Source organism: Natrinema versiforme (assembly GCF_005576615.1).
Classification (GTDB): Archaea; Halobacteriota; Halobacteria; order Halobacteriales; family Natrialbaceae; genus Natrinema; species Natrinema versiforme_A.
In genome coordinates, this window is record NZ_CP040332.1 from 58095 (window position 1) to 84713 (window position 26619).

Annotated in this window: 27 protein-coding genes; 4 read left to right on the top strand and 23 right to left on the bottom strand. The window is 63.0% G+C overall.

Features of this window, described 5'->3' with window-relative positions; translation table 11 throughout:
• Positions 1-6: 6 nt before the first annotated feature.
• The 4 genes from uraH to FEJ81_RS21300 all read right to left on the bottom strand — a co-directional run bounded on the left by uraH (position 7) and on the right by FEJ81_RS21300 (position 3466).
• Positions 7-357 (bottom strand): hydroxyisourate hydrolase, encoded by a 351-nt coding sequence (uraH, locus tag FEJ81_RS21285; protein ID WP_138247219.1) that lies wholly within the window; start codon positions 355-357, stop codon positions 7-9.
• Positions 354-1337 (bottom strand): factor-independent urate hydroxylase, encoded by a 984-nt coding sequence (gene pucL / locus FEJ81_RS21290; RefSeq protein ID WP_138247220.1) that lies wholly within the window; start codon positions 1335-1337, stop codon positions 354-356. The genes uraH and pucL overlap by 4 nt, the downstream gene beginning before the upstream one ends.
• Positions 1338-1522: 185 nt before the next feature.
• Positions 1523-2026: a 2-oxo-4-hydroxy-4-carboxy-5-ureidoimidazoline decarboxylase gene (gene uraD / locus FEJ81_RS21295; RefSeq protein ID WP_138247478.1), complete on the bottom strand. Its 504-nt coding sequence runs from the start codon at positions 2024-2026 to the stop codon at positions 1523-1525.
• Positions 2027-2086: 60 nt separating this feature from the next.
• Positions 2087-3466, bottom strand: a complete 1380-nt coding sequence (locus tag FEJ81_RS21300) for a dihydroorotase (RefSeq protein WP_138247221.1) — start codon at positions 3464-3466, stop codon at positions 2087-2089.
• Between the two features lie 279 nt (positions 3467-3745).
• On the opposite strand from FEJ81_RS21300, the gene FEJ81_RS21305 reads away from it, so the two are divergent.
• Positions 3746-5161 carry an amidohydrolase family protein gene (locus FEJ81_RS21305; RefSeq protein ID WP_138247222.1) on the top strand — a complete coding sequence of 472 codons (1416 nt, stop codon included), beginning with the start codon at positions 3746-3748 and terminating at the stop codon, positions 5159-5161.
• Between the two features lie 12 nt (positions 5162-5173).
• On the opposite strand, the gene FEJ81_RS21310 is transcribed toward FEJ81_RS21305, so the two are convergent.
• The 4 genes from FEJ81_RS21310 to FEJ81_RS21325 form a co-directional block, all read right to left on the bottom strand.
• The gene (locus tag FEJ81_RS21310; RefSeq protein ID WP_138247223.1) at positions 5174-6043 is read right to left on the bottom strand and encodes an FAD binding domain-containing protein; all 870 of its coding nucleotides are present in this window, start codon (positions 6041-6043) and stop codon (positions 5174-5176) included.
• Positions 6044-8401, bottom strand: coding sequence for a xanthine dehydrogenase family protein molybdopterin-binding subunit (locus tag FEJ81_RS21315; RefSeq protein WP_138247224.1), 2358 nt, complete (start codon positions 8399-8401; stop codon positions 6044-6046).
• A gap of 1 nt (position 8402) precedes the next feature.
• Positions 8403-8921, bottom strand: coding sequence for a (2Fe-2S)-binding protein (locus FEJ81_RS21320; protein ID WP_175416533.1), 519 nt, complete (start codon positions 8919-8921; stop codon positions 8403-8405).
• Positions 8922-9427: 506 nt separating this feature from the next.
• Complete coding sequence (locus FEJ81_RS21325; protein WP_138247225.1) at positions 9428-10864, bottom strand: uracil-xanthine permease family protein; 1437 nt, start codon at positions 10862-10864, stop codon at positions 9428-9430.
• Positions 10865-12124: 1260 nt separating this feature from the next.
• Between FEJ81_RS21325 and FEJ81_RS21330 the strand changes: the two genes are divergently transcribed.
• Both FEJ81_RS21330 and FEJ81_RS21335 read left to right on the top strand, forming a co-directional pair.
• Complete coding sequence (locus FEJ81_RS21330) at positions 12125-12418, top strand: hypothetical protein (protein WP_394349675.1); 294 nt, start codon at positions 12125-12127, stop codon at positions 12416-12418.
• A gap of 440 nt (positions 12419-12858) precedes the next feature.
• Complete coding sequence (locus tag FEJ81_RS21335; RefSeq protein WP_138247226.1) at positions 12859-14031, top strand: tyrosine-type recombinase/integrase; 1173 nt, start codon at positions 12859-12861, stop codon at positions 14029-14031.
• Positions 14032-14103: 72 nt separating this feature from the next.
• Here FEJ81_RS21335 and FEJ81_RS24000 read toward each other — a convergent pair whose 3' ends face one another.
• Positions 14104-14346: a hypothetical protein gene (locus FEJ81_RS24000; RefSeq protein ID WP_229504848.1), complete on the bottom strand. Its 243-nt coding sequence runs from the start codon at positions 14344-14346 to the stop codon at positions 14104-14106.
• Between the two features lie 115 nt (positions 14347-14461).
• On the opposite strand from FEJ81_RS24000, the gene FEJ81_RS24005 reads away from it, so the two are divergent.
• Positions 14462-14617, top strand: coding sequence for a hypothetical protein (locus FEJ81_RS24005; RefSeq protein WP_229504849.1), 156 nt, complete (start codon positions 14462-14464; stop codon positions 14615-14617).
• Positions 14618-14899: 282 nt separating this feature from the next.
• Here FEJ81_RS24005 and FEJ81_RS21345 read toward each other — a convergent pair whose 3' ends face one another.
• The 14 genes from FEJ81_RS21345 to FEJ81_RS21405 all read right to left on the bottom strand — a co-directional run bounded on the left by FEJ81_RS21345 (position 14900) and on the right by FEJ81_RS21405 (position 26612).
• A complete protein-coding gene (locus FEJ81_RS21345; RefSeq protein WP_138247227.1) occupies positions 14900-15451 on the bottom strand; it encodes a hypothetical protein in 552 nt (183 codons plus the stop codon).
• A 151-nt stretch (positions 15452-15602) separates the two neighbouring features.
• Positions 15603-16367 carry an urease accessory protein UreF gene (locus tag FEJ81_RS21350; protein ID WP_138247228.1) on the bottom strand — a complete coding sequence of 255 codons (765 nt, stop codon included), beginning with the start codon at positions 16365-16367 and terminating at the stop codon, positions 15603-15605.
• On the bottom strand, positions 16357-16968 hold the full coding sequence (ureE, locus tag FEJ81_RS21355) for an urease accessory protein UreE (RefSeq protein WP_138247229.1): 612 nt from the start codon (positions 16966-16968) through the stop codon (positions 16357-16359). The genes FEJ81_RS21350 and ureE overlap by 11 nt, the downstream gene beginning before the upstream one ends.
• Positions 16968-17942 (bottom strand): urease accessory protein UreD, encoded by a 975-nt coding sequence (locus tag FEJ81_RS21360; protein ID WP_138247230.1) that lies wholly within the window; start codon positions 17940-17942, stop codon positions 16968-16970. Before FEJ81_RS21360 ends, ureE begins: the two co-directional genes overlap by 1 nt.
• Entirely contained in the window at positions 17939-18559 is a 621-nt protein-coding gene (ureG, locus tag FEJ81_RS21365) for an urease accessory protein UreG (RefSeq protein WP_138247231.1), read from the bottom strand. Before ureG ends, FEJ81_RS21360 begins: the two co-directional genes overlap by 4 nt.
• Complete coding sequence (locus tag FEJ81_RS21370; RefSeq protein ID WP_394349676.1) at positions 18559-19002, bottom strand: urease subunit gamma; 444 nt, start codon at positions 19000-19002, stop codon at positions 18559-18561. Before FEJ81_RS21370 ends, ureG begins: the two co-directional genes overlap by 1 nt.
• A gap of 117 nt (positions 19003-19119) precedes the next feature.
• Complete coding sequence (gene ureC / locus FEJ81_RS21375; protein ID WP_138247232.1) at positions 19120-20826, bottom strand: urease subunit alpha; 1707 nt, start codon at positions 20824-20826, stop codon at positions 19120-19122.
• Positions 20823-21209, bottom strand: a complete 387-nt coding sequence (locus tag FEJ81_RS21380) for an urease subunit beta (protein ID WP_138247233.1) — start codon at positions 21207-21209, stop codon at positions 20823-20825. The genes ureC and FEJ81_RS21380 overlap by 4 nt, the downstream gene beginning before the upstream one ends.
• Before the next feature lie 205 nt (positions 21210-21414).
• Positions 21415-21573: a hypothetical protein gene (locus FEJ81_RS23525; RefSeq protein WP_175416534.1), complete on the bottom strand. Its 159-nt coding sequence runs from the start codon at positions 21571-21573 to the stop codon at positions 21415-21417.
• A gap of 244 nt (positions 21574-21817) precedes the next feature.
• Complete coding sequence (locus tag FEJ81_RS21385; RefSeq protein ID WP_138247234.1) at positions 21818-23200, bottom strand: dihydroorotase; 1383 nt, start codon at positions 23198-23200, stop codon at positions 21818-21820.
• The gene (locus FEJ81_RS21390; protein ID WP_138247235.1) at positions 23197-23919 is read right to left on the bottom strand and encodes an ABC transporter ATP-binding protein; all 723 of its coding nucleotides are present in this window, start codon (positions 23917-23919) and stop codon (positions 23197-23199) included. The genes FEJ81_RS21385 and FEJ81_RS21390 overlap by 4 nt, the downstream gene beginning before the upstream one ends.
• Before the next feature lie 5 nt (positions 23920-23924).
• Positions 23925-24692: an ABC transporter ATP-binding protein gene (locus FEJ81_RS21395; protein WP_138247236.1), complete on the bottom strand. Its 768-nt coding sequence runs from the start codon at positions 24690-24692 to the stop codon at positions 23925-23927.
• Positions 24682-25740 (bottom strand): branched-chain amino acid ABC transporter permease, encoded by a 1059-nt coding sequence (locus tag FEJ81_RS21400; RefSeq protein ID WP_138247237.1) that lies wholly within the window; start codon positions 25738-25740, stop codon positions 24682-24684. The genes FEJ81_RS21395 and FEJ81_RS21400 overlap by 11 nt, the downstream gene beginning before the upstream one ends.
• Entirely contained in the window at positions 25740-26612 is an 873-nt protein-coding gene (locus FEJ81_RS21405; protein WP_138247238.1) for a branched-chain amino acid ABC transporter permease, read from the bottom strand. The genes FEJ81_RS21400 and FEJ81_RS21405 overlap by 1 nt, the downstream gene beginning before the upstream one ends.
• Positions 26613-26619 lie beyond the last annotated feature (7 nt).

Sequence of the window (26619 nt, forward strand, 5' to 3'; positions counted from 1 at the left end):
TGCCCGTTAGCTTCCCCGGTAGGTCGTGTACCCTCCCGGCGAGAGGAGCAGCGGGACGTGGTAGTGTTCGTCCGGTTCAGCGATCACGAAGCGCACGGGAACCGTGTCGAGAAACGATGACTCGTCGTCGACCGATCGGTAGTACTCGCCGACGTCGAACAACAGTTGGTACGTGCCTGCCTCCATCTCTTCGGAGGTGAGCAGGGGCTCGGTTAGCCGTCCGTCGTCGTTGGTGACACCCTGTGCGAGTTGTTCGGCCTCGCTCGATTCATCCAGCCGCTGAAGCGTAACCTCGACGCCGGGAGCGGGCCCTTCTCGACCCGTATCCAGAACGTGTGTCGTCAGTTCGGCGCTCATTCCGACATCTCTTCGAGGTCGCTGTGATCCATCGAAAACTGCTGGAATCCGGTCGGTCGCGGAGGCTCTTTCAGCACTTTCGCGTCCCCGTCGAGATCGCGCTCCTGGATCCAGGTGCGGTTGTTCGCCTCGAAGCTGACGGATTCGAGCTGCGGGAACCGTTCGAGTACTCGCAGCCCGATCTGGTAGATCAGATCCTGGATCGAGTTGGAGTCGACCTCGTGGAAGACGACCTGAGCGATATCGCGGACCTGCTCGGCGGGAACGTATCGCTCCGGATCCGTTCCCAGTGCGTCCGCCGACTCCGCGTACGTCCAGAAGATGTCGAGGGTGATGTGCAGTGCTCGGTCCTCCCGTTCCGGCAGCGTCGTGTACTCGTCTTGGACGTAGTCGGTGAACGAACTCCCCTTGACCTTGACCAGTTCGATGTCGGTTACGCCGCTGATGTGGTCCGCGATAACCGGACCGTCCTCGCTCCGTTCGAGATAGATCTCCCCGAAGCCCGATTCGTTGTGAGACTGGCGAAAGACGAGGCCGCTATCCTCAAAGCCGTCCTCGCTGGGAACGTCCCGCTCCTCGAACGGAATCTCGTCGGCGGACAGCTGGATCGACTCCATCTGTGAGTAGGTGTCCAGAAACTGCGAGCCGACGAACTCGAGAAAGCCCTCGATGGTGGCTCCCTCGTACTCGCCGGCCTGATGGAGGACGAAATTCTTCATCGAGTCCGTCGCGACCACCGTGCTGTTGTCACCCTCGCTGAACGACGGTAAGAACGCTTCGCCATCGACCTGGACGCGCACGTCGAGGCCGAACAGCGTGTTATCCCGACCGTCGAACGACGATTCGGGAATCGTCCGAATCCCCTCGAGCGGGGACGCGTACGTACGGTAGACGGCGATTTTCTCCTTGCCGTAGTTCATCGTCCGCTGCTCGGAATCGTCCGCAGTACGACTCGCTGATCGCTTCTGATTAACCGTCATTGTCTGTCTGGACCATCTGGATCAGCATACAAAAACACTGGTATTCGTACAACATTGGGGGGATAATACGCGATAAACGGAGGAGAATATCAACTGGGGGCCGCTGAAGCTGTAATTCAGCACAGCTCGAGAATGACGGTTCTACGCCAGCCGTCGGTACCGAGCGGACCAGTCGGCGGCTGCCATCACGTGGGAAACCGATCTTCGAGCCGGAACCGGGCGATCGTGTGTACTTCCGCCAGCGCCGTCCGGAACTCGTCGGCTTCCGAGTGTTCAACTCGCCGTTCCATCGCCTCCCGGATCGTCTCTGGTGATTCGTCCCTGACGGCCATGATGAACGGGAACCCGAACGTCTCGAGGTAGCGTTCGTTCAGTCGTTGGAAGGCCTCGTACATCTCGGGGGAAAGCTGGTCGAGACCGGCAGCGGCCTGTTCCTCCGCGGATGATTCCGTAATCCTGGTCTGGTCGCCGAGATCCGGATGCGCTCGGAGCAGTTCCAGTTTCTTTTCCCGCGATGCGTCGTCGACCGCGTGTTTCATCGCGTCTCGTAGCTCCGCGAGCGACGCGAACGGTCGTTCCGAGCGGACCCGCTCAGCGACCCAGGGGGAGTGCTCGTATATGTCGTCCAACTCGTCGACGAACGCCGCTTCATCGAGGTGATTGATCTCGTCGATCGTGAGGTCGGCCATCGCCGGTTGTTGTTCGCACTGCCGATGACTTAAACTGTTGCCTTCGTGCAATACAGAATCTCACACGCTCCAGTCGGGGACGTTCCGTTCGATGAACTCCCCGTGACCGGGGTCGGCCGCGATCTCGCCGTCCTCAGCGACCACTGCTCCCCGGACGAGCGTCTTCGTGACTCGTCCCGTCACCTCCCGTCCCTCGTAAATCGAGTAATCCGCCTTAGATGCGTTGTCTTCGGCAGTGATCGTGTCTGTTGCTTCGGGGTCGAACAGGACGATATCGGCGTCCGTTCCCGGGTCGAGGGTCCCCTTGTTCGGGAGTCCGAACGTTTCCGCCGGATTGGTGCTCATGACGCGGACGAGAAACGGGTAGCTCAGCCCTCGCTCGTTGATCGCCTCGTCGTGAAACACCGGCAGGCTCACCTGCACACCGTTCGCGCCGTAGGGCCCCTCCCACCACGGCTGGTTCTCCTTGCTCGACCGCAGCTGGGCGACGTGGTCCGTCGAGATGACGCTCAGCACACCACGGCGGAGCGACTCGAACATCGCTTCGACATCGTCCGGCGTCCGGATCGGCGGCGCGATTTTCGGGAGATTACCGAGCCTCGAGTAAATCGACGCATCGAGCGTCGTATAATGCGTACAGGTCTCCGCCCGGACGCGAGAGCCGTCGTCCTGAAACCGGGCGATCGCATCGACCGCTTCGCGGCAGCTCGTATGAAAGCCGTAGTACTTCGCTCCGGCCTCGGTGGCGAGCCGGACTGCGTCTTCGGCGGCCATCGCCTCCGCGTAGTCCGGTCGAGACTGTGGATACTCTTCGGGAGCCGCCTTTCCGGCCGCCCGTAACTCGGCCGCGAGGGATCGACAGACCGAGTCGTCTTCCGTGTGGACCACGCCGACAGCTCCGTGATCCGCGAGCACGTCGAACACCCGCCGCAGATAGCCGCTCGAGACGCCGAAGTCGTAGGCCGTGTACATTTTGAACGATGTCACACCGGCATCAATGAGGTCTGGAATTTCCTCGAAGAGATCGTCTCCCTCGCGGAGGATGCCGCCGTGGAGTCCGAAGTCGACGAGCGCCTCCCGTTGATTGGCACGCTTTCGTTGGAGCCCGTCAGTGATCGGGGCCGGTTCGTCCCACGGGCTCTCTTCGCTCTCGTAGGCTTGCCACGCGAAATCGATGACGGTGGTGACGCCGCCCAGTGCGGCCGCGCTCGTGGCGGTCCGATAGCTATCGATCGAGACGTGGTCGTCGATGTGGACGTGTGGATCGACGATCCCGGGCATAACTAACTGGTCCGTTGCGTCGATTCGGACGTCTCCCTCGGGGAGATTTCCCTCCTCGCCGACGCCGACGATGGTCCCGTCGTTGATGGCGACCGCGGCGTCGAACGTCGACGAGGCAGTAACGACGGTACCGCCCGCGATGACTGTATCGACCGACATGCGCTACCGGTACTGTCCCGAAGAAATTATAGATACCGATCACTCTCCACTCGAGCCGAAATCCGCCGGTCGATGTGCTCGGCGAAACCGCAACGATACCGGGGAACCGGAATACGGAGCCACTCTGTTATTTGTCATCCTTCCGGAGTTCGAACCCCACAAATGTTTAGATACTGGGGTGAAATGTCTGAGTATGGTACCTTTCGAAGGAACCAACGGCAGGACTCTCGGTTCTGTCAGGACAGGCGGTTGCAGACGGAGCACAGCGAGGTCGAACCGATGACTGAGACGCTCGTCACGAACGGACGGATCATCACCCAGAACGCCGATCGAGAACTGATCTCGGACGGGGCAATCCTCCTCAGAGACGACGTGATCGCTGCCGTCGGGCCGGCAGCCGAACTGGAAGCCGAGTACGACTCCGAACGACGCATCGACGCCGACGGCGGAACCATCATCCCGGGGCTGATCAATGCACACACCCACGTTTCCGACATCATTCTCCGGGGCGCGTACAGCGCGGATCGAGGGCTGTACGATTGGCTGTACAACGTCAAGCGCCCGGCCTGCATCGCGATGGAGTCGGAGGACCACGCCGCTGCCGCGGCGCTGTACTGCCTCGAGGCCATCCAGTCCGGCGTGACGACGTTCGTCGAAAACGATACGGAGATCATCTGGGACGGTCGGGCGGAGATCGAAGCCAAACTCGATGTCTACGAAGAGTCGGGGATCAGAAACGTCTACGGCGCTGGCTTCGCGGACGATCCCCCCGACGGGGAATTCGAGGCGCTGCTTACGGATATCATGGGCCGCGAGCCGTCGGTGGAGCATCCGCCTGCGGATCGTCTGACTGTCGAGACGGAGACCGCCCTGCACGAGGTGGAGTCGCTGCTGGAGGACCATCACGGTCGTGCTGACGGCCGCCAGTCGGTCTGGCCCGCTCCCATCGTCGTCGAAACCACGACGACGCAGGGCTTTCAGGGGGCCGCTCGACTCGCAGAGGAGTACGACGTGATGACGACGGCCCACGTCGCGGAGGCCGAGGCGCAGACGCGCGGACCGGCGCTGTCCAGTATCGAGTATCTCCGAAACATTGGCTATCTCGGCGACCGTACCCTGCTGGGCCACTGCGTTCAGATCGATAGTGCCGACGTGCGGATCCTGGCCGAGTCGAACACCGCCGTCGCCCACAATTTCTTCGCCAACATGCGGCTGGCCACCGGGTTCGCGCCGATCACAGACCTGCTCGACCACGGCGCGACCGTCGGTCTCGGGACGGACAACGCGAACCTCAGCGACACGGTCAACCCGCTGAACGATCTCCGGGCGGTCTTTGCGGCCCACAAGGGTTTTCACCGGGACGCGAGCGTCCTCGACGCGGCGACGGCGTTTGACATGGTCACCATCGACGGCGCACGCGCCATCGGCCGCGAGGACGACCTCGGCTCGATCGAGGTGGGCAAACAGGCCGACCTCGCGATCGTCGATATGGACCAGCCACATCTCACCCCGGCCCCGGATCCGGTGTTCGCACTGGTGGCCGGCGCGCAGGGCTTCGAGGTGGAGACGCTGCTGTGTGCGGGGGAGGTCGTCATGTCCGACCGCGAGGTACAGACGCTCGGGGAGACGAACGAACTACTGGACGATGCAACCGCGGCCGCCGAGACTGTCGTCGAACGAGTCGGCATTGAGTGAGAGCGGCCGAACTTACGAATCCACTGCAGGCGATACAGACGCACGTTCGAGCGCCTGCTGGCAGTACGACCGGACGAGACCGAGCCGATGGCGTCCGTCGGCCACCTCGTTCGCCACCAGCGTCCCGGGATCGACATCGCGGAGTGCAGCGTCGGCGGCCCGCGCTCGCCGCTCGTCATCGAGTGTTCCGCCGGCGAGCGTCTCCTCGACCCGCGGGAGACGAATCGGATACGGCTTCGCGCCGTTGACCGCGACCCGTGCCGACTCGACGAGACCGCCGTCGGTTTCGAGTCGGGCAGCGACGCTCACGATCGCGTAGCCGGAGTATTCCGAGGTCCGGATGTACCCGCTCCGAGCCCCGTCAGGGATGGCGATTTCGGTGAGCAATTCGTCGGGTTCGATAGCGGTTTCATCGGGTCCGCAAAACCACTCCTCGGCGTCGATCCGGCGGCGGCCGTTCGGCCCGCGGACGACGATCGTGCCGCCGAGAGCGAGAACGGCGGCCGGAGCGTCGTACTTCGGATCGGCAACCACGAGGTTGCCACCGATTGTTCCCTGGTGTTTCGCCTGATAGTCGCCCACGGAGTCGGTCGCCTCTGCGAGTGCGCGGGCGTGATCGCGGACGGTCGCGGACGCGGCGATCCGGTCGTGAGTCGTCAGCGCGCCGATACGAGTTCCCCCGTCCTGCCGGGAGATCCCGCGGAGCGCGTCGATACCGCTGATATCGACGAGCCGATCCGGCGTCTCGATCCCGTCTTTCAAACGTGGGACGAGCGAATAGCCGCCGGCCACGATCCGCGTCTCGGAGTCGCCGGCGAGCAGTTCGAGCACCGCGTCGACGCTCTCGGCCTCGACGTACTCGACCGGGAGTTGGTTCGACATCTAGCTCCCCTCTTGGAGTCCGTCCCAGATCGACGCGGCAGTGATCGGGAGCTCGGTGATTCGAACCCCGACGGCGTCGTCGACGGCGTTTGCGACGGCCGGAGACGGGCCGAGGATCGACACCTCCCCGACGCTTTTCGCGCCGTAGGGCCCCGTCGGCTCGTAGGTCTCGACGATCTCTGTCTCGATCTCCGGCAAATCCGGCGCGTGCATCACCTCGTAATCTCGGAGCCCGCGGATATCCGGCCGGCCGTCCTCGTCGAAGGGCAGCGTCTCCGAGAGAGTCTGTCCGAGTCCCATGACCGCGCCGCCGACGATCTGGCCGCGCACGTTCGCGGGGTTGAGAGCCTGTCCGCAGTCGACGGCGTTGACCAGTCGCAAGACCTCGAACTCGCCAGTTTGCGTGTCGACTTCGACCTCGGCGAACTGCGCAGCGAACGGTTTTGGCGACAGTGCCGTGAAGTGTTCGCCGGTGCCGATGAGCCGGCGTTTCGGCCCCCGAACGCCCTCGAAGGCTTCAGCGGCGAACGCTCCGAGCGTCATCGACGTTCCGTCTGGGAACGAGACGTTCCCGTCAGCCAACTCGACGGACTCAGGATCCGTCTCGTGCCACTCGGCCGCGAGTTCCCGGACCTTCCCGGCGAGATCGCGGGCCGCTTTCTCGGTGGCGTTGCCGCTGATGTAGGTGGTGCTACTCGCGTACGCGCCGTTGTCCCACGGCGTCGCATCGGTGTCGTCAGCCTTCACGTGGACCGACTCGATATCGAGGCCGAAGACGCTGGCCGCGATCTGGCCCATCACCGTCTCCGACCCCTGTCCCGTGTCTCCGACGCCGATCCGGACAGTGAGCGTGCCATCGTCTTCGAGGGTGATGGTACAGCGGGAGTACTCGCTGTTTGGGACGCCTGATTTTGCCATCGTCAGGGCGATGCCGTAGCCGCGCTGGTAGCGGTCGTCGTCGGGTTGGTCCGGTCCATCGGCCCAACCAACGGTCGCACACGTGCGGTCGAGACACTCCGTGACGCCGACGGACTCGAGTTTCGGCTTGCTCTCGCTGTGTGCTGGCTCGAAGCTCTCTTCGCCTTCCTCGATGACGTTCCGGCGTCGGAACTCGACGGGGTCCATCCCGATCGCATCGGCGACCTCGTCGATGTGACTCTCCAGGCCGAAGGTACCCTGTACGGCACCGTAGCCGCGCATCGCCCCGCCGGGGGTGAGGTTGGTGTAGACCGCCCGGCCCGTAAAGAGACGGTTCCCGGTCGGATAGATAGACATCGGCTCGTGAGCGGAGTTCGAGAGGACCGCCAGGGCATGGCAGCCGTACGCACCCGTATTCGAGGTGATGTCGACGTGCATCGCGGTGATCGTTCCGTCCTCCTGGACGCCGGTTTTGACCTCGACGGTCTGGGCGTGGCGGGTCTGGGAGACGTGAAGGTCTTCCTTGCGGCTGTTTTTGAGCCGGACCTTCCGGCCGGTCTCTAGAGCGAGTGCCGCGCTGATGAACTGGTTCGGGACCGTGTCCTGTCGGACGCCGAAGCCGCCGCCGACGCGAGGTTTGATCACCGTCACGTCGGTCCGGTTCAGCCCGAACGCGCGGGCGATTTTGTCCCGACAGATGTGCGAGACCTGCGTCGTCGTTCGGAGTACCAGCCGCTCGCGGTCGTCGATCCACGCGATGGTCGTGTTCGGCTCCATCGGGAGGTGCTGGACGATCTGGCTCTCGTATTCGCCCGCAACGACCGCGTCTGCCCGCTCGAAGCCCGCCTCGACATCGCCCTCCTCGTGACGCGTCTCACAGACGATATTCCGCTCGGGGACGGCGTTTTCCTGTGGGTTCTCGTACTCCTCTGGGTGCAGCGTCGGCGCGTCCGGCTCCATCGCCTCCTCGGGCTCGAGTACGTGTTCGAGCACCTCGTAGTCGACGTCGATGGCCTCGATAGCCCGCTCGGCGGCGTCGGCGGATCGCGCTGCGACCGCCGCGACCGGTTCGCCGACGTGTCGCACCGTCTCGTTGAGGACGTGCTCGTCGAACGGTGCCGGTGCCGGGTACGGAAAACCGGTTCGCGTAAACCGTTTGTCTGGAACGTCCTCGTTGGTGAGCACCGCTTCGACGCTCTCGATCGCCTCGGCGGCCTCGGTGTCGACCGATCGGATGCGAGCGTGGGCGTGCGGGCTGCGGAGGAGCCGTCCCTCGAGCGCGTCTTCGGTCGGGATATCGTCAGTGTACCGTGCATTGCCGGTGACGAGCCCCCAGCCGTCGACCTTCTCGACGCTCTCACCGACGGCTGCGCTCGTCTCGTCTGTCTCGTTCGTCTCTCCGGACGCCGTCGACTGCTCGGTGAGTTCGGACGGAGGCATCTCAGTGCTCTCCCTCGGCCGCCGGCTCCGCGTCGGGGAGGCGCTCGGCCGCGGCCTGTATCGCTTCGATCTGCTGGACGTAGCCGGTACAGCGGCAGATGTTCCCGCTCAGGGCGTCGGCGATCGCCTCCTCGGTCGGTACCGTGTCGCGCTGAAGCAGGTCATAGCCGGAGAGCAACACGCCGGGGATACAGTAGCCACACTGGGCAGCGCCCCGGTCGAGAAATTCCTCCTGGAGCGGATGGAGCCGGCCGTCGTCGTCGAGCAGCCCCTCGACGGTCATCACGTCGTCACCGTCGCAACTCGCCGCGGGAACGAGACACGAGCGGGTGAGGCCCTCCTCTCCGAGGATCACGTTACAGGCACCACAGACCCCCTCGTCACAGCCGTTTTTGACGCTGTAGTGGCCCGCTCGCCGGAGACTTGACATGAGCGTCTCGCCGGGCTCGATATCGAGCCGTTCGCGTTCGCCGTTGATGCAGACGCGGATAGAATCTGCTGATTTCTTTTCCTGGCTCATTCTCTTACGCATTGCACACCATATCGACTAAATCCTTTGGATATGTGTGCTATTTACGAGACACTACTAACAGTCACTAGCTTTTCTCACGCGTCGTGGCTACTGGTTCGACACAGGTGAACCATTCTACACGGTTTCGGTATGTCGACGCACAGTCGTGGCGACTACTGGACCCGATTATGATGGTCTGTCTCAGACCGATCTCGGCCGGGGACGGATCGGCCCTGCCGTTCGCTGGGCGACCCCGTAAATGGCCTCGAACCGCTTGCGTGGCCCCTCAGTCCGATGTGCGACACCGTCTGTCTCCTCGAGCAGTGTCTCGAGCGCGAGTGAACTGTCCCGGCGGCGCGTTACGGGTCCGTGAGCGCATTCGCCGGAACGGCCGCGCGGGCGTCACGGATCTCATACGGACTGTCGGACGGCTTTTCCGGAACGATCGTAACCCGTTCTGCGGTCGCGCCGGCAAATCGGTACAGCGGACGGTACCGGTTCGTAGAGCCGCGGTATCAATCATCGTCAGGCACGGGTTCGGTCGGACTGTCGGTCGTCTTCTCGCCGATCTGCATCGGCATCTCCGGCGTGAGCCCGTCGGTGTACTCCGTCGGTCCGAATCCAACGCCCCCGCCGGGAAGAACGATATTGAGGACGAGCGCGGAGATCCCGCCGCTGACGAGCGCGGAGCCGAACAGGGTCTGTACCTCGTCGGGAAAGTTCGCAAGGAGTTCGGGGCGGAGCGAGACGCCGAGTCCGAGCGCGATGGACAGGGCGAGAATCGTCGAGTTCCGGTGGTCGAGGGTGACGTTCTGGAGGATGATGCGTGCGCCCGAGGAGAAGATCATTGCGAACAGAATCAGCGCACCGCCGCCGAGGACGGCGTCCGGCATCGCGGAGACGACCGCACCGATCTTCGGGACGAACCCGAGGATTATCAGGGCGACACCACCGATTCCGACGACGTAGCGGCTCGCGACGCCGGTAAAATTCACGAGTCCGACATTCTGTGAAAACGACGTGTTCGGCATTGCGTTGAATACGGCCCCGAATATGCTCATCACGCCGTCAGCGAGCAACCCACCGCGGAGTTCCGCTTTGGTCGCGTCCCGGCCCGTCGCCGCGACGGTCCCGGAGATATCGCCGATCGTCTCCATCCCGGTAACGATGTACAGAAATGCCATCGTGAGGACGGCGCTCGGCGGGAACGAGAGCCCGTATTTCAGCGGGATCGGAACGGTGATCCATCCGGCAGTCGCGACGCCCGAGAAGTCGACGACGCCCAGCGCGATCGCTGCGACGTAGCCGACAGCGATACCGACGAAGACGCTGATCACTCGAAGGAACCCCTCGAAGAACTGGTTGAGGACGAGCGTCGTCACCAAGACGAGCCCCGCGAGACCGAGATTGAGGAAGGAGCCGTACCCCTCGGCACCTGGTCCTGCAGAGGCACCAGCGGCGTAGTCCATCCCGGTCGGAATGAGCGTCAGCCCGATGAGCATCACGACGATGCCCGTGACCAGCGGTGGGAAGTATCGCCTGAATCGGTCCAACGTGACTCCCATGACCATCTCGACGGGCGCGGCGATCAACGCCGTCCCGAACACCGCGGCTAATCCGAACTGACTGCCAATCCCGATCAACGGACCGAGGAAGGCGAAACTCGTTCCCATGACGATCGGGAGTCGCGCACCGACCGGCCCGATGGGGAAGACCTGAACGAGCGTCGCGACGCCAGCGACGATCAGCGCCATCTGGACCAGAAACGTCGTCTCTCCAGTCGCGGAGCCGACTGCACCCGCGAGGATCAGCGGCGGCGCGACGTTTCCGAGGAACATCGCAAGGACGTGCTGGATGCCCAGCGGAATCGCCTCCGCCATCGGTGGTCTGTCTTCGATATCGTACAGTACGACGGAGTCGCTTTCTGATTTGGTGGCTGATGGACCACTCATACATTTGGTTCTACCCGTCATACCTTTTCAAAGCACCCCTTAGACACCTATTATACCTACGATTATCTTATTCTATTCGGCTACTCGAGATACAAACGGAATTTTGGGCGGATGTGTCTAGCTCCTATAGATATGCGTTCGAACATCTCGAACGGTCAGTTACAGGTAATCGAGGTATTTGAGATATCGCGGAGGAGAGTGGGTGTATTTAGAATTATCCTGTCTGCTTCTCACTATCTATTTAATACTCCCCGGAACAGTGCAAAAGCGATTCAGTAGCGACGTTCGAAATATGCGAACGAAACGATTACTCCCGTTACCGACGCCGAAACGCTATTCGCGGAACTCGACCAGATCTGGAAACGAGGTACGCATACAACGCTGCGGAGGAACTCGACGGGTTTCGGGCCCTCAGCGCGCCGACCCGTGACGCTAACGACCACGTTCTCGAATCGCTGAGCGTCTCCGACCCGACCAGTCATGCGGGAAGACCGATTCCAAGCGGGGTAATCCAACGAGTCACCCGCTCGACGAACGTCAGCGAGGTCAGTATCAATATGAGTACCCAGTCGTCACAGCGCGTTCGAAGTGCTCGAACCCATCCCCGACTCGCCAGCAGATCACGCCACGGACCGGAACTCCGCCCGAAGAAAATACCAGACATCGGATTGTTATTCCGGGTTCGAATCCGATCTCGGATCCGGATCAAACGCGTCGAGGAGACCGTTAGAGAAGGGCGTCGAAAAGATGACGTTCGAGTTACAGTCGTGCGGACGGCCGAACCCGAGACGGGTACGAGGATACGATCGATCACCGCTCCAAGAGCCAACGCGAAGTAACCGGACTCACCTTCGCGCTGGCCGGCTATCTCGTTTACGCTGTCCACGAAGCCCCCGCTCATGTCGCCGGATTCGTTCGAAGCCATCGATTCGAACTGGCTCGCCGATCTCGTCTCGTACTGACTCGGTCAGATCGACGGTCCCCGTTGCGTCTCTGTGGGTCGGCGGCATCTGTATCCATGCGTTCGAAGCGATGCACAATCGTTTCCCGGTATCCGCCTTCAGTTGTGCCTTGTTCTCTATCGGTCGTTCGAGTGACTCGTTGTTTCGTATCGGTCCATTCGATGAGGGATTACGAGCATATGGGCGTAATATATGGCTATCTAGTATGCTTGGTCCTATGTTGAACGCCGAGTGGTGATCGCGAGCCGAAAAGAAGACCCGCCGCGACCCGCTGTCCGACATCACGACCGATGTTGGCGTGCCAAGCGAAAAGAATCCTTCCTTAGTCAACTTCTTCGCTCCGGTTCTCACGCTGTTGATCGTCGGTATCGTCTCGATGTGGTGTTTCCGTGGCGGTCACCAGACAGGTGTTGACATCGCGGCCGCATTCCAAGAAACCGACGTCGCACTCGGTCTCTTATACGGCTCGTTTGCGTTCATGGCCGTCGAGATGCTTGGTGCGGTCGGCTTTGGAACGATGGATCTCGAGGAGAGTATCCCGGTTTTATCGACGATATCGGTCGCTCTGGGCGGGCGTTCATGCGTGGTCTAGCGACCGGGAAGATCGTCGCCGATCTCGTTGTGGACGGTGAAACTTCGATGGTCGGATACATGGGAATGACTGGCTACAGAGTTGACCAAGCCCCATCTCGTTTTCAGTGTCGACGAGGTACAGCGTTCCTATGAGTACGGCCCGCCGGGGTCGCACCGAGGATAGTAACGCAGTTCTCCAAAGAATTTCCCGTCGAGGGGTTCGATGAAGCCTCCGGTCGGCTACTGTCGCTTATCGGGGTTGAGTCCGGGTTCCGAGAACTTGTGAGTTGTGTCGCTAATTCAATATAGCAATATTTGATTTATGATGAGAGGATATGCGGATTTCTCCCCCTCTGACGGCCCGAAACACCTGTTCTCCCATACACCAATCCACTGTGTCAAAGACGAGTTTGACACAGTAGATTTACTAGGGTCGCTACTGTACCAACATCCGAACCGATGGATTCCAGCGAAACCCGGGTTTCTGACCGCTCGAGAGGAGGGGACAACCCGGTCAGAGATGCAACGCAGTCGTACCTGAAAACGCTCGGCGACGGCTCACGGACGGCCGTCGGACATGTCCTCGATGAGTTCATCCGCGAATGCGAACTCGAGCGGTTCGACGATATCAATCGCGATCTCTGTCGTGTCTATGGCGAGTATCTGACCGCCGAAACCAATCGCACCGACCGCGACCTCTCGGGACGGACGGCTCACACCTACTACGACTACGTGCGGGCGTTCCTCTCTTTTTGTGTCGGCGAAGGGCTGTTAGATACGAATCCGGCTCACCAGAACGATATCGAGAAATTCCTGCCGGGAATCGACACCCAGCCCGACCGCCAGTTCTGGTCGGTTGACCAACGAGAGACACTACTTCGGCACTTCGACCGGCAGGTCGACAGCGCCCTCGAGCCGCCACGTGCCCCCTACGAGATCCGTCTCGAGCGGTACCGGCTTCGGGCACTGATCGCCGTTCTCGGACTGACGGGCGTCCGCGGTGGGGAAGTGTTCTCGAAACCGCGTGACGAACGCCGCAACGGGATCACGTGGACCGATGTCGATATTGAGGGGGATACGCTCACCGTCCGCGGGAAGGTCAAACGAACTGATCGCAATCCCTTCGAAGACGTGCAGCTCCCTGATCGGGCGGCGTCGAAACTCGCAAAGTACTACGAGGTCGCCGACCCACCGACCGACGAGTGGCCGGTCTTTCCCACGAATCACTACCCCTCGAAGCGGAAAGCGCTTGAGCGAGAGTTCTCCGAGACCCGCGTCGATACGATGCTCGAGCGAAACGCAATCGATGAGCTGCTACGCGAGCACGAGGTTCCGCCACCCGCGATCTCAACGAACGGCACGCGGTCGGTCCTGAAACGGATCTCGGAGTCGCTGGCACCGCTGTATGAGTGTATCGAGTACGATTCTGATGCGAACGTCTATCTGAAACCCCACGGCGCGAGACGTGGACTCGGGCACGAACTGGTCCGCAAAGGTCACACGACAGTTGCACAGAAATCGTTGCGCCACGGCTCGCCGGATGTGACCGAACAGTCCTACCAGAACGTGAAGGCCAGCGAAACGGCGAAAGACGTCACTGACATCCTCGAGCAAAGGAGTGACGAACGATGACCTTCAGACGCGAAGAAGAGGATATGCACCCGACATTCGAACAGGGTATGCGTGAGTGGTTAGACGAGCGGGCTACAACGCGATGTCCGACCGAGTACGGTCAGCGACCAGTTCGAACCGACGGACGACGAGGGAACCTTCGATTTCGACGCCGAGGACCCGCGAATCGTCTTCGGTGACGGCCGAAAGAACGGTTCCGGACGCGTCTCGGTCCAGTACGGCCTCGAGATGCTGGCCGACCGATGAGAACAACTCGCCGATCGGGACCAGTGGAACGGTTATCTCTTTCCGAGCACGGCCGCTGAGAGTGGGCATCGCGCTCCGAATACGATCACGTCCCGGTTCAAGGCACTCGCAGGGCGGGCCGGTGTGACTGAGACGGCGACGCCGCATACGGCGGCGATTCTGGTACCGAACGTATGACGACGCCGTGAAACGGCTCGCGGACCGGATCGACGTGATCGCCGACGAACAGGACAGTGACGATTCCCGCGTCGTCACCAACTATCTGGGCGAGGAAGAAACTCGAAAACGGCGGCGGGAGTTCATGCGCGAACAGTTGGCAACGGCATTCGAGGGCGAGTGACTCACCGCTCTTTTCACTACGTTGTGTTGCTGTTTTCCCGATTATCGACCGTTAACCGGCTGGGACGCTCTCGAACCGCTTGAGGATATTCGAGTCTAAAGCGGATACACCTGCAGGCCATGATAAACTCTATGATGCTACATAGAATATCGGGACGAAGCAACCGCTGACTCAAGAGGTATTCGATCCGTCTCGTTCCCCATCTTTCACAGAATCAGCTGCTCGCGGTCCGAACAGAACGATCGAACGTCGGACTCCCGTTTCTCAGTGCTCGTGAGCGTCCTACTCTTCGTGGCCGTCGTCGCTGTGGCCGTGCGTCGAATGGCGTTCCGTCGCGTCCGGCGACAGCTCCTCGCCGTCTTCCGAGAGCAGTTCCGCCTCGAACTCATCGGGGACGTGTGCGGTGAAGATCGAGTAGTATCCGCCGGATTCGACCTCGAGTTCCATCGTTGTTTCCCCCGAGTCCGCGAAATCGACGCGGTACAACGTGTCTGACGACGGCTGTACGGTCTCGCCGTCGGTGACGCTGACGTCTGCGTCGCCGTGTTCGAAGAGATCCGTTGCCGTCTCCCCGGCGTGGTAGAGACCGTGATCGCCGCCCTCTTCCGCCGAAACAAACGCGAACTGCATATCGGGGTCGGGACCCTCTTGATAGGTGTACGCGTACGTCCCCGAATCGAGATCGTACAGTCCGCCCCATTCCCACGGCGGGTCCTCGTGTTCGTGCTCGTGATCGTCGCTCCCGGTGAGATCGCTCAGACAGCCGCTGCCGAGTACTGCTGTCGCTCCGATCGCACCGAGTCCGAACCGTCGTCTCGTTAGTGGCGTGGTCATTACTGCTCCTCTCTCGCTGCGATCTGAATAGGATTGCTATTCGAGCAGTATCTCCGTACATGGCGCAGCCGCAGTTGATAGCACGACACTCGTCGATCGCCGGAGACCGAGCGGGACCGCTCGTGGGAGAGCCGATCGAGAATCGTCTCGATCAGCTCATAAACAGCCGTCTGCCGGCGTGTTCGTGCCGCATCCCCATGATCTCGGCCAGCGGCGCGAACGAGGCCATCGCCGCGATGTCGTCGTCGATGTGGCGCTCGCAGATCGCCCTTATCTCCGGTTCCAGTATCTCGAGTACCGACTGGATCTCGGTGTGGCCGAACCGGCCGAGTCGCTGTGCGGCCCCGAGCAGTCCTGTCACGAACGAGTGTGCGTGTGCGAGACAGGACTCGAGTCGCGAGAGTCCCCGCGCCGCGGTGACGACACCGAAGACGACCGGATAGTGGCCCGGCGTCGCATCGGCCTTGATCGCGGCGGCGAAGTCGGCCACGATGTCGCCCCCGTCAGTCGCCGACGCAGAGGCTTCGTCCTGCATTTGACGGCTCCCGTTCGGGTTCGAAACCGTCGTCCCCGCGCCCGATTCCAGCAGCTCACAGAGCTTCGCACCCGCTTTCGTCGAACTCTCGCGGAACTCCTGCGGCATCGTTACCGCGTGCAGCCGTTCGTCGACGGCCAGCAACCGCTCGAGATCGACGGCGGCGCTCGCGGCGTGTGCGTTCGACAGCGCCACGGTCTCGCACGGGCCGACCACGCGCTGCAGGTAGGCCGCGATCAGTTTCCGAAGGTCGTCGCCGTCCTCGATCCGGTCTTCGTTGAGGTACTGCTCGAGCCCGTAGGAGGCGGTGTAGCCGCCAACCGGGAGAAACGAGTCCGAGAGTCGAAGCGCCGTCAGAAACGCACTCGGATCAGTGGTCATGGCTGTGCTCGTGGCCTGTACCGTGACTGTGGTCGTGGCCTGTACCGTGGCTGTGGTCGTGGTCCGCACCGTGGGTGTGGCCAGGCTCACCGCCCGACCTGTCCCCTCCGTTGTCGAGATCCGTCACGAACAGGTCGGCCTCGACGGTCGTCTCCCGAAGTTCGGTGCCGGGGACGACATCCTCGACGACGCGCTCGACGATGTGCCGGTCGGCCTCGAGCGGGACGTAGACGGTCCCGTCCTCGACGGCGAGGTCCCAGTGCTGGTTCCCGACGCGGTGTCCGAGTTCGACCGCCGCCGCGAGCGCCTCGTCCGTCGCCTCGGGCAGCGAGATCGAGATCGCGTCCAGCGGTTCGAACGCGACGACGATCATCCGATCGTCATCGACGAGCAGGACGTCGCCGGCCGACACCGCGGGCTTGTCGACGATGACGCCGACGTCCGTCCCCGCATCGGTCGTCGTCCGGAACCGCGACCGGCGGCGGTTCTCGGCGTCGATAACGACGCGCTCTACGGCGTCGCGGACCGCGTACTCTGTGCGCAGCGCTGCGAGGTCGTCGTCGGCGTGGACGTTCCCGACGATGCCGTCGATTCGTTCCATCAGTATCGCCGGTCGGCGGGTATGCCGACCCCCAGTGTCGCCTGTCTCGTTTCGTCCCACGCACCGCGGAGCGCCTCGGTCACGTCGGCTTGCCGGTGGCCGAGGAGTCGGACGATCACCCCGGCGTCGTACGGCAGCCTCGAGACGCCGACGTGGACGCCGTCGCGGTCCGCGATCCGGTCGTGCACGGCCTCGGTCAGTGACTCGAGGTCCGGGTTCCGGCTCGATCCGTCGGCTGCGACTGCACCGTCGTCCCTGTCTCCGTGCTCGGCACTCGGAGCGAAGACGTACAGCGTCCCGACGACGCCGTACTCGCCGACGCTGGCCGGGTCCCGCGGATCGCGCTCGTCGGGGCGCAGATCGACGGCGTCGGCACAGACTAATTGCCCGTCGCACTCGGCCTCGACGCGCGCGTGGTAGTGGTCGAACCCGAACGGCTCGTGGTCGGTCAACCCGTCCGGGACGAGCACGTCGGCGACGACCACGACCGCGTCGGCCGCGAGGTCGACGGCTACCGTCTGGAGACAGCGTGCATTTTCGTTGACGATCGTCGGTCCCGGCACGTACTCGAGGTAGCTCCCCGACTCGGCTCGAAGCGACGTCTCGAGGTGGGCGTAGTTGGCGGCCATGCTGTGGACCTTCGTCGCGCTCTGGGTGGTGGCGTGCGCGCGGGCACCGAGCTTGGTCTCGATAGCCATCCGGTGGCGGTCGCCCTGTGCGACGCCGCCGGTCGGCTCCTGTGCGACCAGCGTCGCGAGCCCGGGCGCTGGATCGGTGTCGAGAGTTCCAGTCAGGTGGTAGGGTACCTTCACGCGGTCCCGGACCATGCGGGTCGGCCCGTCGCCGCTGCGGGCAAAGGTCGCCTCGAGCAGCCCGTTCTTCCCGGGACCGCCGGCGGGGGCCTGCGCGAGCGATTCGTCGGCGTAGGCCTCGAAGGCGGGCGGCAGCCGCGCCGGATCTGCGCCGGCGCTCACGCGAACAACACCTCCCGCTCGACGTGCTCGAGGACGCTATCGACCCCCTCGCCGTCCTTGCAGTTGGTGAAGACGAAGGGGTCGTCACCCCGGACTGCGGCGGCGTCTTCTTCGATCACGGTCAGATCGGCGTCGACGTGGGGTGCGAGGTCGGTCTTGTTGACGACCAGTAGATCGGCTTGGGTGACGCCGGGGCCGCGCTTGCGCGGGATGTCCTCGCCCTCGGCGACCGAGATGACGAACAGGAAGTAGTCCGCGAGTTCGGGATTGAACGTCGCGGCGAGGTTGTCGCCGCCGCTCTCGATCAGGACCACGTCCAGTTCGGGGTGGCGCTCGGTGAACTCGTCGATGGCCGCGAGGTTCATCGACGGATCCTCGCGGATGCCCGTGTGGGGACAGGCCCCGGTTTCGACGCCCTCGACCAGATCCGCGGGGAGCAGGTCCGCGAAGGACTCGCGGAAGACGTCGGCGTCCTCTTGGGTCATGATGTCGTTGGCGATGACGCCGACCTCGTAGTCGCGCTCGACGAGTTCGGGGACGAGCCGACGGACCAGCGCCGTCTTGCCCGAGCCAACGGGACCGCCGAGGCCGACCTTCGCAACGTCGCGATACCCCATCAGTCTCCCTCCATCGGCTGCGATCCGTCGTCGATTTCGCGTGCGTCGCTCTCGGCGGCCGCGTCCGTCTCGCTCTCTGTCCCGAGTTCCTCGTCGGGATCCGGATCGACGGTCTCGAGTTGCTCGTGGCTGTCGGCCCGGATCGGATCGTGGACGGTGACGAGCTTGGTGCCGTCGGGGAAGACGGGTTCGATCTGGATCATGTCGACCATCTCGGGAACGCCGTCCATGACGTCCTCGCGAGTCAGCAGCTGGGTCGCCTCCGAGCGGATCTGCGAGACGGACTTGCCCTCGCGGGCGGCCTCGCAGGCCCAGTCGGAGATGTACGCGACCGTCTCGGGATGGTTGAGCTTCACGCCCCGTTCTTTGCGTCGTCGCGCGAGTTCGGCGGCCATGAAGACCGTCAACCGCTCCATTTCCTTCGGCGAGAGGTTCATTCCCATCGGCGCACCTCCGTCGACCCGTTCGGCCGGCCGCGCCGGCTCGAGTCGGCTGTTCGCGTCGTCGGTACTACCGCACTCGCTGTCGTGGATGTCCGTGTGGAGCTGTCGATCATGAGTTCAGAGCAGGTATCGCTGGGCAAGGGGGACTTCGTCGGCCGGGTCGCAGGTGACGTGTTCGCCGTCGACTTCGACCTCGAACGTCTGGGCGTCGATCTCGATATCGTTCGGACAGTGGTCGTTGTGGTGCATGTCCGATTTCCGGACCGCTCGCGTGCCGCTGACGGGACGGACCGGCGTTTTCAGGTCGTAGGCCTCGCCGACATCGTTCTCGTCGGCCGCCTCGCTGACGAACGACACCGAGAGGCCCTGTTTCGCCCGACCCTGCGCCCCGGCGCGTTCGCGGCCGATAACGGGTTCGCAAGTCATCAGCGAGCCGTTCGCCTCCCCCATCTGGGACCAGACCGGGAAGCCACCCTTGATGACCGCCTTCGGCTTGACCCCGAAGAATTCCGGCTGCCACAGCGCGATGTCCGCCAGCTTGCCCGGCTCGAGCGAGCCGACGTAGTCGTCGATCCCCGCGGTGATCGCGGGGTTGATCGTGTACTTCGCGACGTAGCGTTTGATTCGGGCGTTGTCGGCCTCGGTTCCCTCGTCTGCCTCGAGGGGACCCCGCTGGGCCTTCATCTTGTGGGCGGTTTGCCACGTGCGGCTGACGACCTCCGCCATTCGCCCCATCGCCTGGGAGTCGGAGGTCATCATCGAGATGGCGCCGGTGTCGTGGAGGACGTCCTCCGCGCCGATCGTCTCCGCGCGGATGCGCGACTCAGCGAAGGCGACGTCTTCCGGAATGTCGGGATCGAGGTGGTGACAGACCATGACCATGTCGAGATGTTCGTCGAACGTGTTCTCGGTGTAGGGCATCGACGGGTTCGTCGATGACGGCAGCATGTGCTCGTGGCCGATCAACTCGAGCACGTCGGGGGCGTGGCCCCCGCCGGCGCCCTCGATGTGGAACGTGTGGATCGCGCGGCCGTCGATGGCGTCGAAGGTGTCCTCGACGAACCCCGACTCGTTTAACGTGTCCGTGTGGATACAGACCTGGATGTCTTCCTCGTCGGTGACCGCGAGACAGGTATCGATCGCGGCGGGGGTCGAGCCCCAGTCCTCGTGGAGCTTGAGCCCGGCCACGCCGGCTTCGATCTGTTCGCGGAGTGCCTCGGGCTCGCTGCTGTTGCCCTTGCCGTAGAAGCCGACATTGACCGGCCAATCTTCGGCGGCCTGCAGGAACCGTTTGACGTTCTCCGGACCGGGCGTACAGGTCGTCGCGCCGCCGCCGAAGCCGCCGCCGAGCATCGTCGTCACACCCGATCCGAGCGCGTGTTCGACCAGTTGCGGGCTGTTGAAGTGGACGTGGATGTCGAGCGCGCCGGGCGTCGCGATCAGCCCGTCGGCGGGAATCGTGTCCGTGCTCGCCCCGATCACCATGTCGACGCCGTCCATCGTATCGGGATTGCCCGCCTTGCCGACACCGACGATTTTCCCGTTTCGAACGCCGATATCGCTCTTCCGAACGCCCAACACCGGGTCAATGATCACGACGTTCGTGAACGCCCAGTCGAGCGCCCCGTCGGCTTGGGTCGTCCCCGACTGCATTCCCATCCCGTCGCGCATCGTCTTCCCGCCGCCGAAGACGGCTTCCTCGCCGGGGACGGCGTGATCCCGTTCGATCTTCGCCAGCAGGTTCGTATCACCGAGCCGGAGTCGGTCGCCCTCGGTCGGCCCGAACAGTTCCGTGTACTCTCTCCGCGGGAGGTCGCGGCTCATTCTGCTCCCTCCGAAATGTAGCCCTGCTCTCGAGCGCGCTCCAGTGCCGCCGCTTTCGCACCTTCGTCGTCGAGGCGGCCGTCGACCAAGCCGCCCATACCGCGGACGATTCGATCGCCGCCGATATCGACGAGATCGACATCGCGTTCACACCCCGGTTCGAACCTGACGGCGGTCCCCGCTGGAATGTCCAGTCGCATTCCGTAGGCGGCCTCCCGATCGAACTCGAGCCCGGGGTTGACCTCGAGGAAGTGGAAGTGCGAGCCGACTTGGACGGGTCGATCGCCGGTGTTCTCGACTGTCACCGTCTCGGTCGGTCGGCCCTCGTTTATCGTCACCGGCTCGTCGGATGGGAGCAGTTCGCCCGGGACGAACTCGCTCATCGCTCGATCACTCCGGCCCTCGCAATGGGACGTACGATAACACGAAACGTCATTACGTCCCGGACAAGACGGACGGAGTACGTAAATACACACGCGGACAACAATATTTGCGAAACCCGGGACGACGCCGATAACCGATCCACTGTCTACAGATGTCGCTCCCGCAGCCCCTTCGAGACGTCCTCGCGGTGCGCTCACGACGGCCTCAGTCGTTCGAAACAGCCCGTTGCGGGCGGACCCAACTGCGCAGTCGATCCGAGAACGACCCGAGGCCGAGTCCCGCGATGAACGAGAGGATGCTTGGAACGAGTACCCAGAGGAGGTCGGGATGCTGTGCGCCGGTGTGTAGCGGAATATCGAGCATACACACATCTAGTGTGGGATACCGGTAGTGAATATCCTGATAACGGCCAAATTTACCGGACCGACCGTTCTCCCATTCCTTATACGACTTTGAGATGGATTCGTTCATATTTTTCGCTCACAAAGCCTCTACTCGGACGAAAACGCAAACGAAGGCGATGGGTGACGGAGACAATGTGACGGTCTCGAGGGTCACCCACCGGACGGTGCCGTCGCCGTCCAGCAAACTCGGGAGTCCGCTCTCGCTACCCGGTCCCCTCGTCCCAGTCGGGAACGTCGCGAGCGAGGAACTCGCCGTGGCCCGGACTGGCGACGATCTCCCCGTCGATATAGACTTCCTCGCCGCGGACGAACGTTTGCTTCACTCGACCGGTGAGTTCGCGTCCCTCGTAGACCGAGTAGTCCGCCCTCGAGTGGTTCCGGTCGGCGGTGACGGTATCCGTCTCGTTCGGGTCGAAGACCACGAGGTCGGCGTCCGTGCCGGGTTCGATTCGTCCCTTCTGTGGCAATCCGAAGGTACGGGCCGGGTTCCGACACTTCAGACGAACCAGATCAGGGTAGGAGAGGCCCCGCCGGATGACGGCCTCGTCGTGGAAGACCGGCAGACTCGTCTGCAGGCTGTTCACGCCGAACGGGCTCTCCCACCACGGACCTCCCGTTTTCCGCGCCCGCTTCTGGGCGACGTGATCGGTCGAGACGGTCGTGAGGGTTCCGTCGCGCAGGCGGTCGAACAACGCGTCGACATCGTCGGAAGTCCGGAGTGGCGGCGCCATGAGCGCCGCGTTGCTGAATCGCTCGTAGGCGGTCTCATCGAGCGCCATGTAATGCGTACACGTCTCGGCTCGCACGTTCGACCCGTCGTCCCGGAGCGACGCGATTACGTCGGCGGCCGCTTCCGATGTCGTGTGGACGCCGTAGTACTTCGCGTCGGCGGCGAGGGCCAGTCTGACCGCGGAGTCGACTGCCATCGCCTCGGCGTACTCCGGCCGCGTCCGGGGATAGGATGTCGGGGAATCCACCGACGGCGTTGCCCGCACCGCGTCTGCCCGCTGCTGGCAGACCGAGTAGTCTTCCGCGTGGACCATTCCGACGATACCCGTGTCCGAGAGGCGGTCGAACACTTCGCCGATGAAGCCGTTCGACAACCGGATGTCGTCGGTCATGAACAGTTTGACCGACGTGACCCCCTCCTCGAGTAGTTCCGGGAGTTCATCCAGTACGGCAGCCGTTTCCTGCGTAATGGCGGCGTGGAGCCCGTAATCGACCACCGGGGAGGCCTTGGCGCGGTGTCGTTCGATGGCGTCACGCAGGGTTCCCTCACCCCACGTTCCGTCCTGCCAGCCCTGCCACGCGAAGTTCACGATACTCGTGACGCCGCCGGCGGCCGCTGCTGCCGTTCCGGTTTCGTACGAGTCGATCGAGTTGTAGCCAGCGACGTGGACGTGCGGATCGACGACGCCCGGGAGGACGAGCTTCCCCGAGACGTCGATCGAGCGCTCGGCTGCCGGCAGCGTCCGTTCTTTTCCGACGCCGACGATCGTCCCGTCATCGACGGCGACGGCGGCGTCGAACATCGACTCGGCCGTCACGACGGTTCCGCCCGTAAGTATCGTCTCGACTCGGGTCATTGGTCCCGTTCGACTTTGAGGTACGCTTCGCGGATCTCGGGTCGGTCGAGGATCGTCGCCGCATCGCCGTCGTGGTGAGTGGACCCGTTCTCCAGGACGAAGACGTGATCCGAGTGCTCGACGCCCGTTTTGACGTTCTGTTCGATCATTAAGACGGTAACGCCGCGGTCGTTTATCGCCTCGATCTTCTCGAAGATCATGTCGATCGCCTTCGGTGCGAGTCCCGCCGTCGGTTCGTCGAGGAGGAGCAACTCGGGGTCGAGCATCAGTCCGCGGCCGAGTTCGACCATCTGCTGTTGGCCGCCGCTGAGATTTCCTGCGGGGGTGTCCTCGTACTCGCGGAGTGCCGGGAAGATCTCGTAGACCTCCTCGATTGCCGCCGCAGTGTCGTGGTTCCGTCCGGCGACGTGTGCGCCCAGTTCCAAGTTGTCTCGGACGGACATATCGGGGAACGCGGCGTTTCGCTGGAGCACGTACGAGATGCCCGATGTGAGCAGTTCCTCTTGGGTCGAACCGGTGATGTCTCGGCCGTCGTAACGGATCTCCCCGCGCGTCGGATCCAACAAACCGTAGATCGTCTTGAACAGCGTCGATTTTCCCGCACCGTTCGGTCCGATAACGCAGACGATCTCGCCCTCCTCGACCCGAAGTGATGCGCCCGTGAGGACGAGGAAGTTCTCGTAGCCGGCGTGTACGTCGTCGACTGTTAGTAGTGCCATCGTATTCACTCTCCGAAGTACGCTTCCAAGACCGCCGGGTCCTCGAGGGCGACGTCCGGCGTTCCGTCCACGAGGTTCGTTCCGTTGTTGAGCACGTAGATGTAATCGCTCAGCGTCTGGATGACGTCCATGTCATGCTCGATGATACAGAACGTCGCCCCATTGTCGTTGAGTTCGACGACGGTCTCGATGATGTCGTCGACCAGATTCGGATTGACGCCTGCAGTCGGTTCGTCCAGCAGCACGATCTCAGGGTCTTGGAGCAGGGACGCGGCGATCGTGAGGAGTTTCTTCTGCCCGGTCGACAGTTCGCCCGCCTTCCTGTCCCTGAGATCCCAGAGGCCGACCAGTTCGACGAGGTCGTCGATTCGCGGGGTTGACTCCGCGTCGGCGACCACCGTCTTCAGGATGTGCTCGTCGGCGTGGTCTTGATTCGCGACCATGTTCTCCCGAACCGTGAGGTCCGGGAACACGCGCGCGAGTTGGAACGTCCTCGAAACGCCGCTGCGGACGATTCTCGAGGTGAACTCGGCCGTGATCTCCTCGTCGTTGAGGTGGACCTGTCCGTCGGTCGGATCGTGGACGCCCATGATGCAGTTGAACAGCGTCGACTTGCCCGCGCCGTTCGGGCCGACGATGCCGACGACTTCCCCGCGTCGGATCTCACAGGAGACGCCGTCGAGCGCGACGGCTCCCGGGAATTCCTTGCGCAGTCCGTCGATCCGAAGTACCGGTTCCGTGGTAGCACGGCGCGTATCGGTGTCAGTTATCATCGCTTTCACCCTCCGAACTGTTCGGTTTCCGACCGGTCCTATCGCCGATGACGGGGCGGCGCTCGATCAGCCCGTTCGGCTTGTAAATCGAGAGCAGGACCAGAATCGTACCGAAGATCACCCAGTCGAGGCCAGTGTGGCTCCCGCTGAGGATCGTCCGAGTGTACTCGCGCGTCGGAATATAGATCAGCGCACCGACGATGGGGCCGAGGACGGTTCCGAGGCCGCCGATGACTGCGATGAGGACGAACTCAACGTTCCGTATGAGTTTCAGCGTCGTCTGCGGGTCGATGTACAGCAGGTACTGGGCGAACAGGCCGCCGCCGACGCCCGCGATGAACGAGCTCAGCCCCATCGCGTACATCTTGTACCAGAACGCGCTGATACCGGCGTTCTCCGCGAGTTCTTGGTCCATGTCGATCGCTCGAAGGTAGATTCCGAGCTTGGACGTGTGGAGCCGGTAGACGAACAGCGTGGTCGCGAGCGCGAATGCCCACATCACGTAGAAGTAGAGCCGGCGATCGCGGAAGGCGAAGGCGTACGCGTTCCCGATCTCGGCCAGCGGGTACTCCAGTCCGACGGCACCACCGATCCAGTCCCACCGAAGGAAGACGATGGACATGCCCAGCGACGCGGCGAGCGTCGCGATCGAGAAGTAGTGATAGCGGAGCCGAAAGGTGATCGCCCCGAGCGCGAGTCCGGCGACCGCAGCGAGTAGTCCGCCCGCGACGAGCCCGACGTACGGCGTCACGTCGTAGAAGATGAACAGGACGGCGGTCGTGTAGCCGCCGATGGCGAACATGGCCGCGTGACCGAGCGAGATCTGTCCCGCGTAGCCGCCGATCACGTTCCACGAGTGGCCCAACCCGATGAACAGGAACGCGTAGATGGCCGTGTTCAGGAAGAAGTAACTCGTGGACAGGGACGGAATTGCGAGTGTCGCCGCGAAAAACGCCAGGATGACGTAGCTGAGTGGGACCGATCGAAGCCCGGTCTGCCGTCCGATCTTCGCGACGGATTCGCGGACGTGTTGCTCGAGCCCGCTCATTAGCTGTTCACCCAGTTGAGAATCCCCTCACGCTGGTAGATCAGCGCGCCGATGAGGACGAGGTAGACGTACAACTGTCTGTACGACGAGTCGAGGACGGCCGCGCCGATATTCTCGACGAGCCCGATAACGACGCCGCCCGCGACCGGCCCGAGTATACCGCCGAGCCCGCCCAGTGCGACGGCCGCGAACGAGGCGATGGTCCAGACGACTGGCGTCGCTTCGGGTTGGACCGGGAAGAACGTCGCGACCATCGTCCCCGCGACGCCGGTCGCGGCGAGGCCGATCCCCCATGCGACCGCGTAGACGCGGTCGGTTTCGATACCGAGGACCTGTGCCGCTTGCTTGTCCTGTGCCGTCGCTCTGATTGCTTTTCCCGTCTCCGTTTTCTGCAACAGGACATAGAGCGCTGCGACGGTTACGATACTGACCAGCGCGGTCAGGACCTCCGGGAACGAGATCGAGATCCCGAACACCGTGGTGCTCCCGGCGAAGACGAAGTCGTCGATGGTCCGCGTCGTCGGGCCTGCGGCGTACATGATCCCGTACCGAATGACCAGTAACAGCCCGAAGGTACAGAGTACCTGTCCGAGTACCGGCCCGTCCATGACCCGCTTGATGACGAGGAAATACGTCGCGTACCCGATCAGGAACATGAGGACGACGTTGACCGGCAGGAGCAAGAGCGGATCGACGTTCAACTCCGCGGCGGTGAGCAGCGTCACGTACATCGCGATGAGCATGTGCTCTCCGTGGGCGAAATTCACGATGTCCATCACGCCCCAGATGAGCCCGAGGCCCGCCGCGACGAGGCCGTAGGTGAGGCCGATCAGGATGCCGTCGACGATCGCGCTAGGTAAGATGGATAGCATAGGCGTG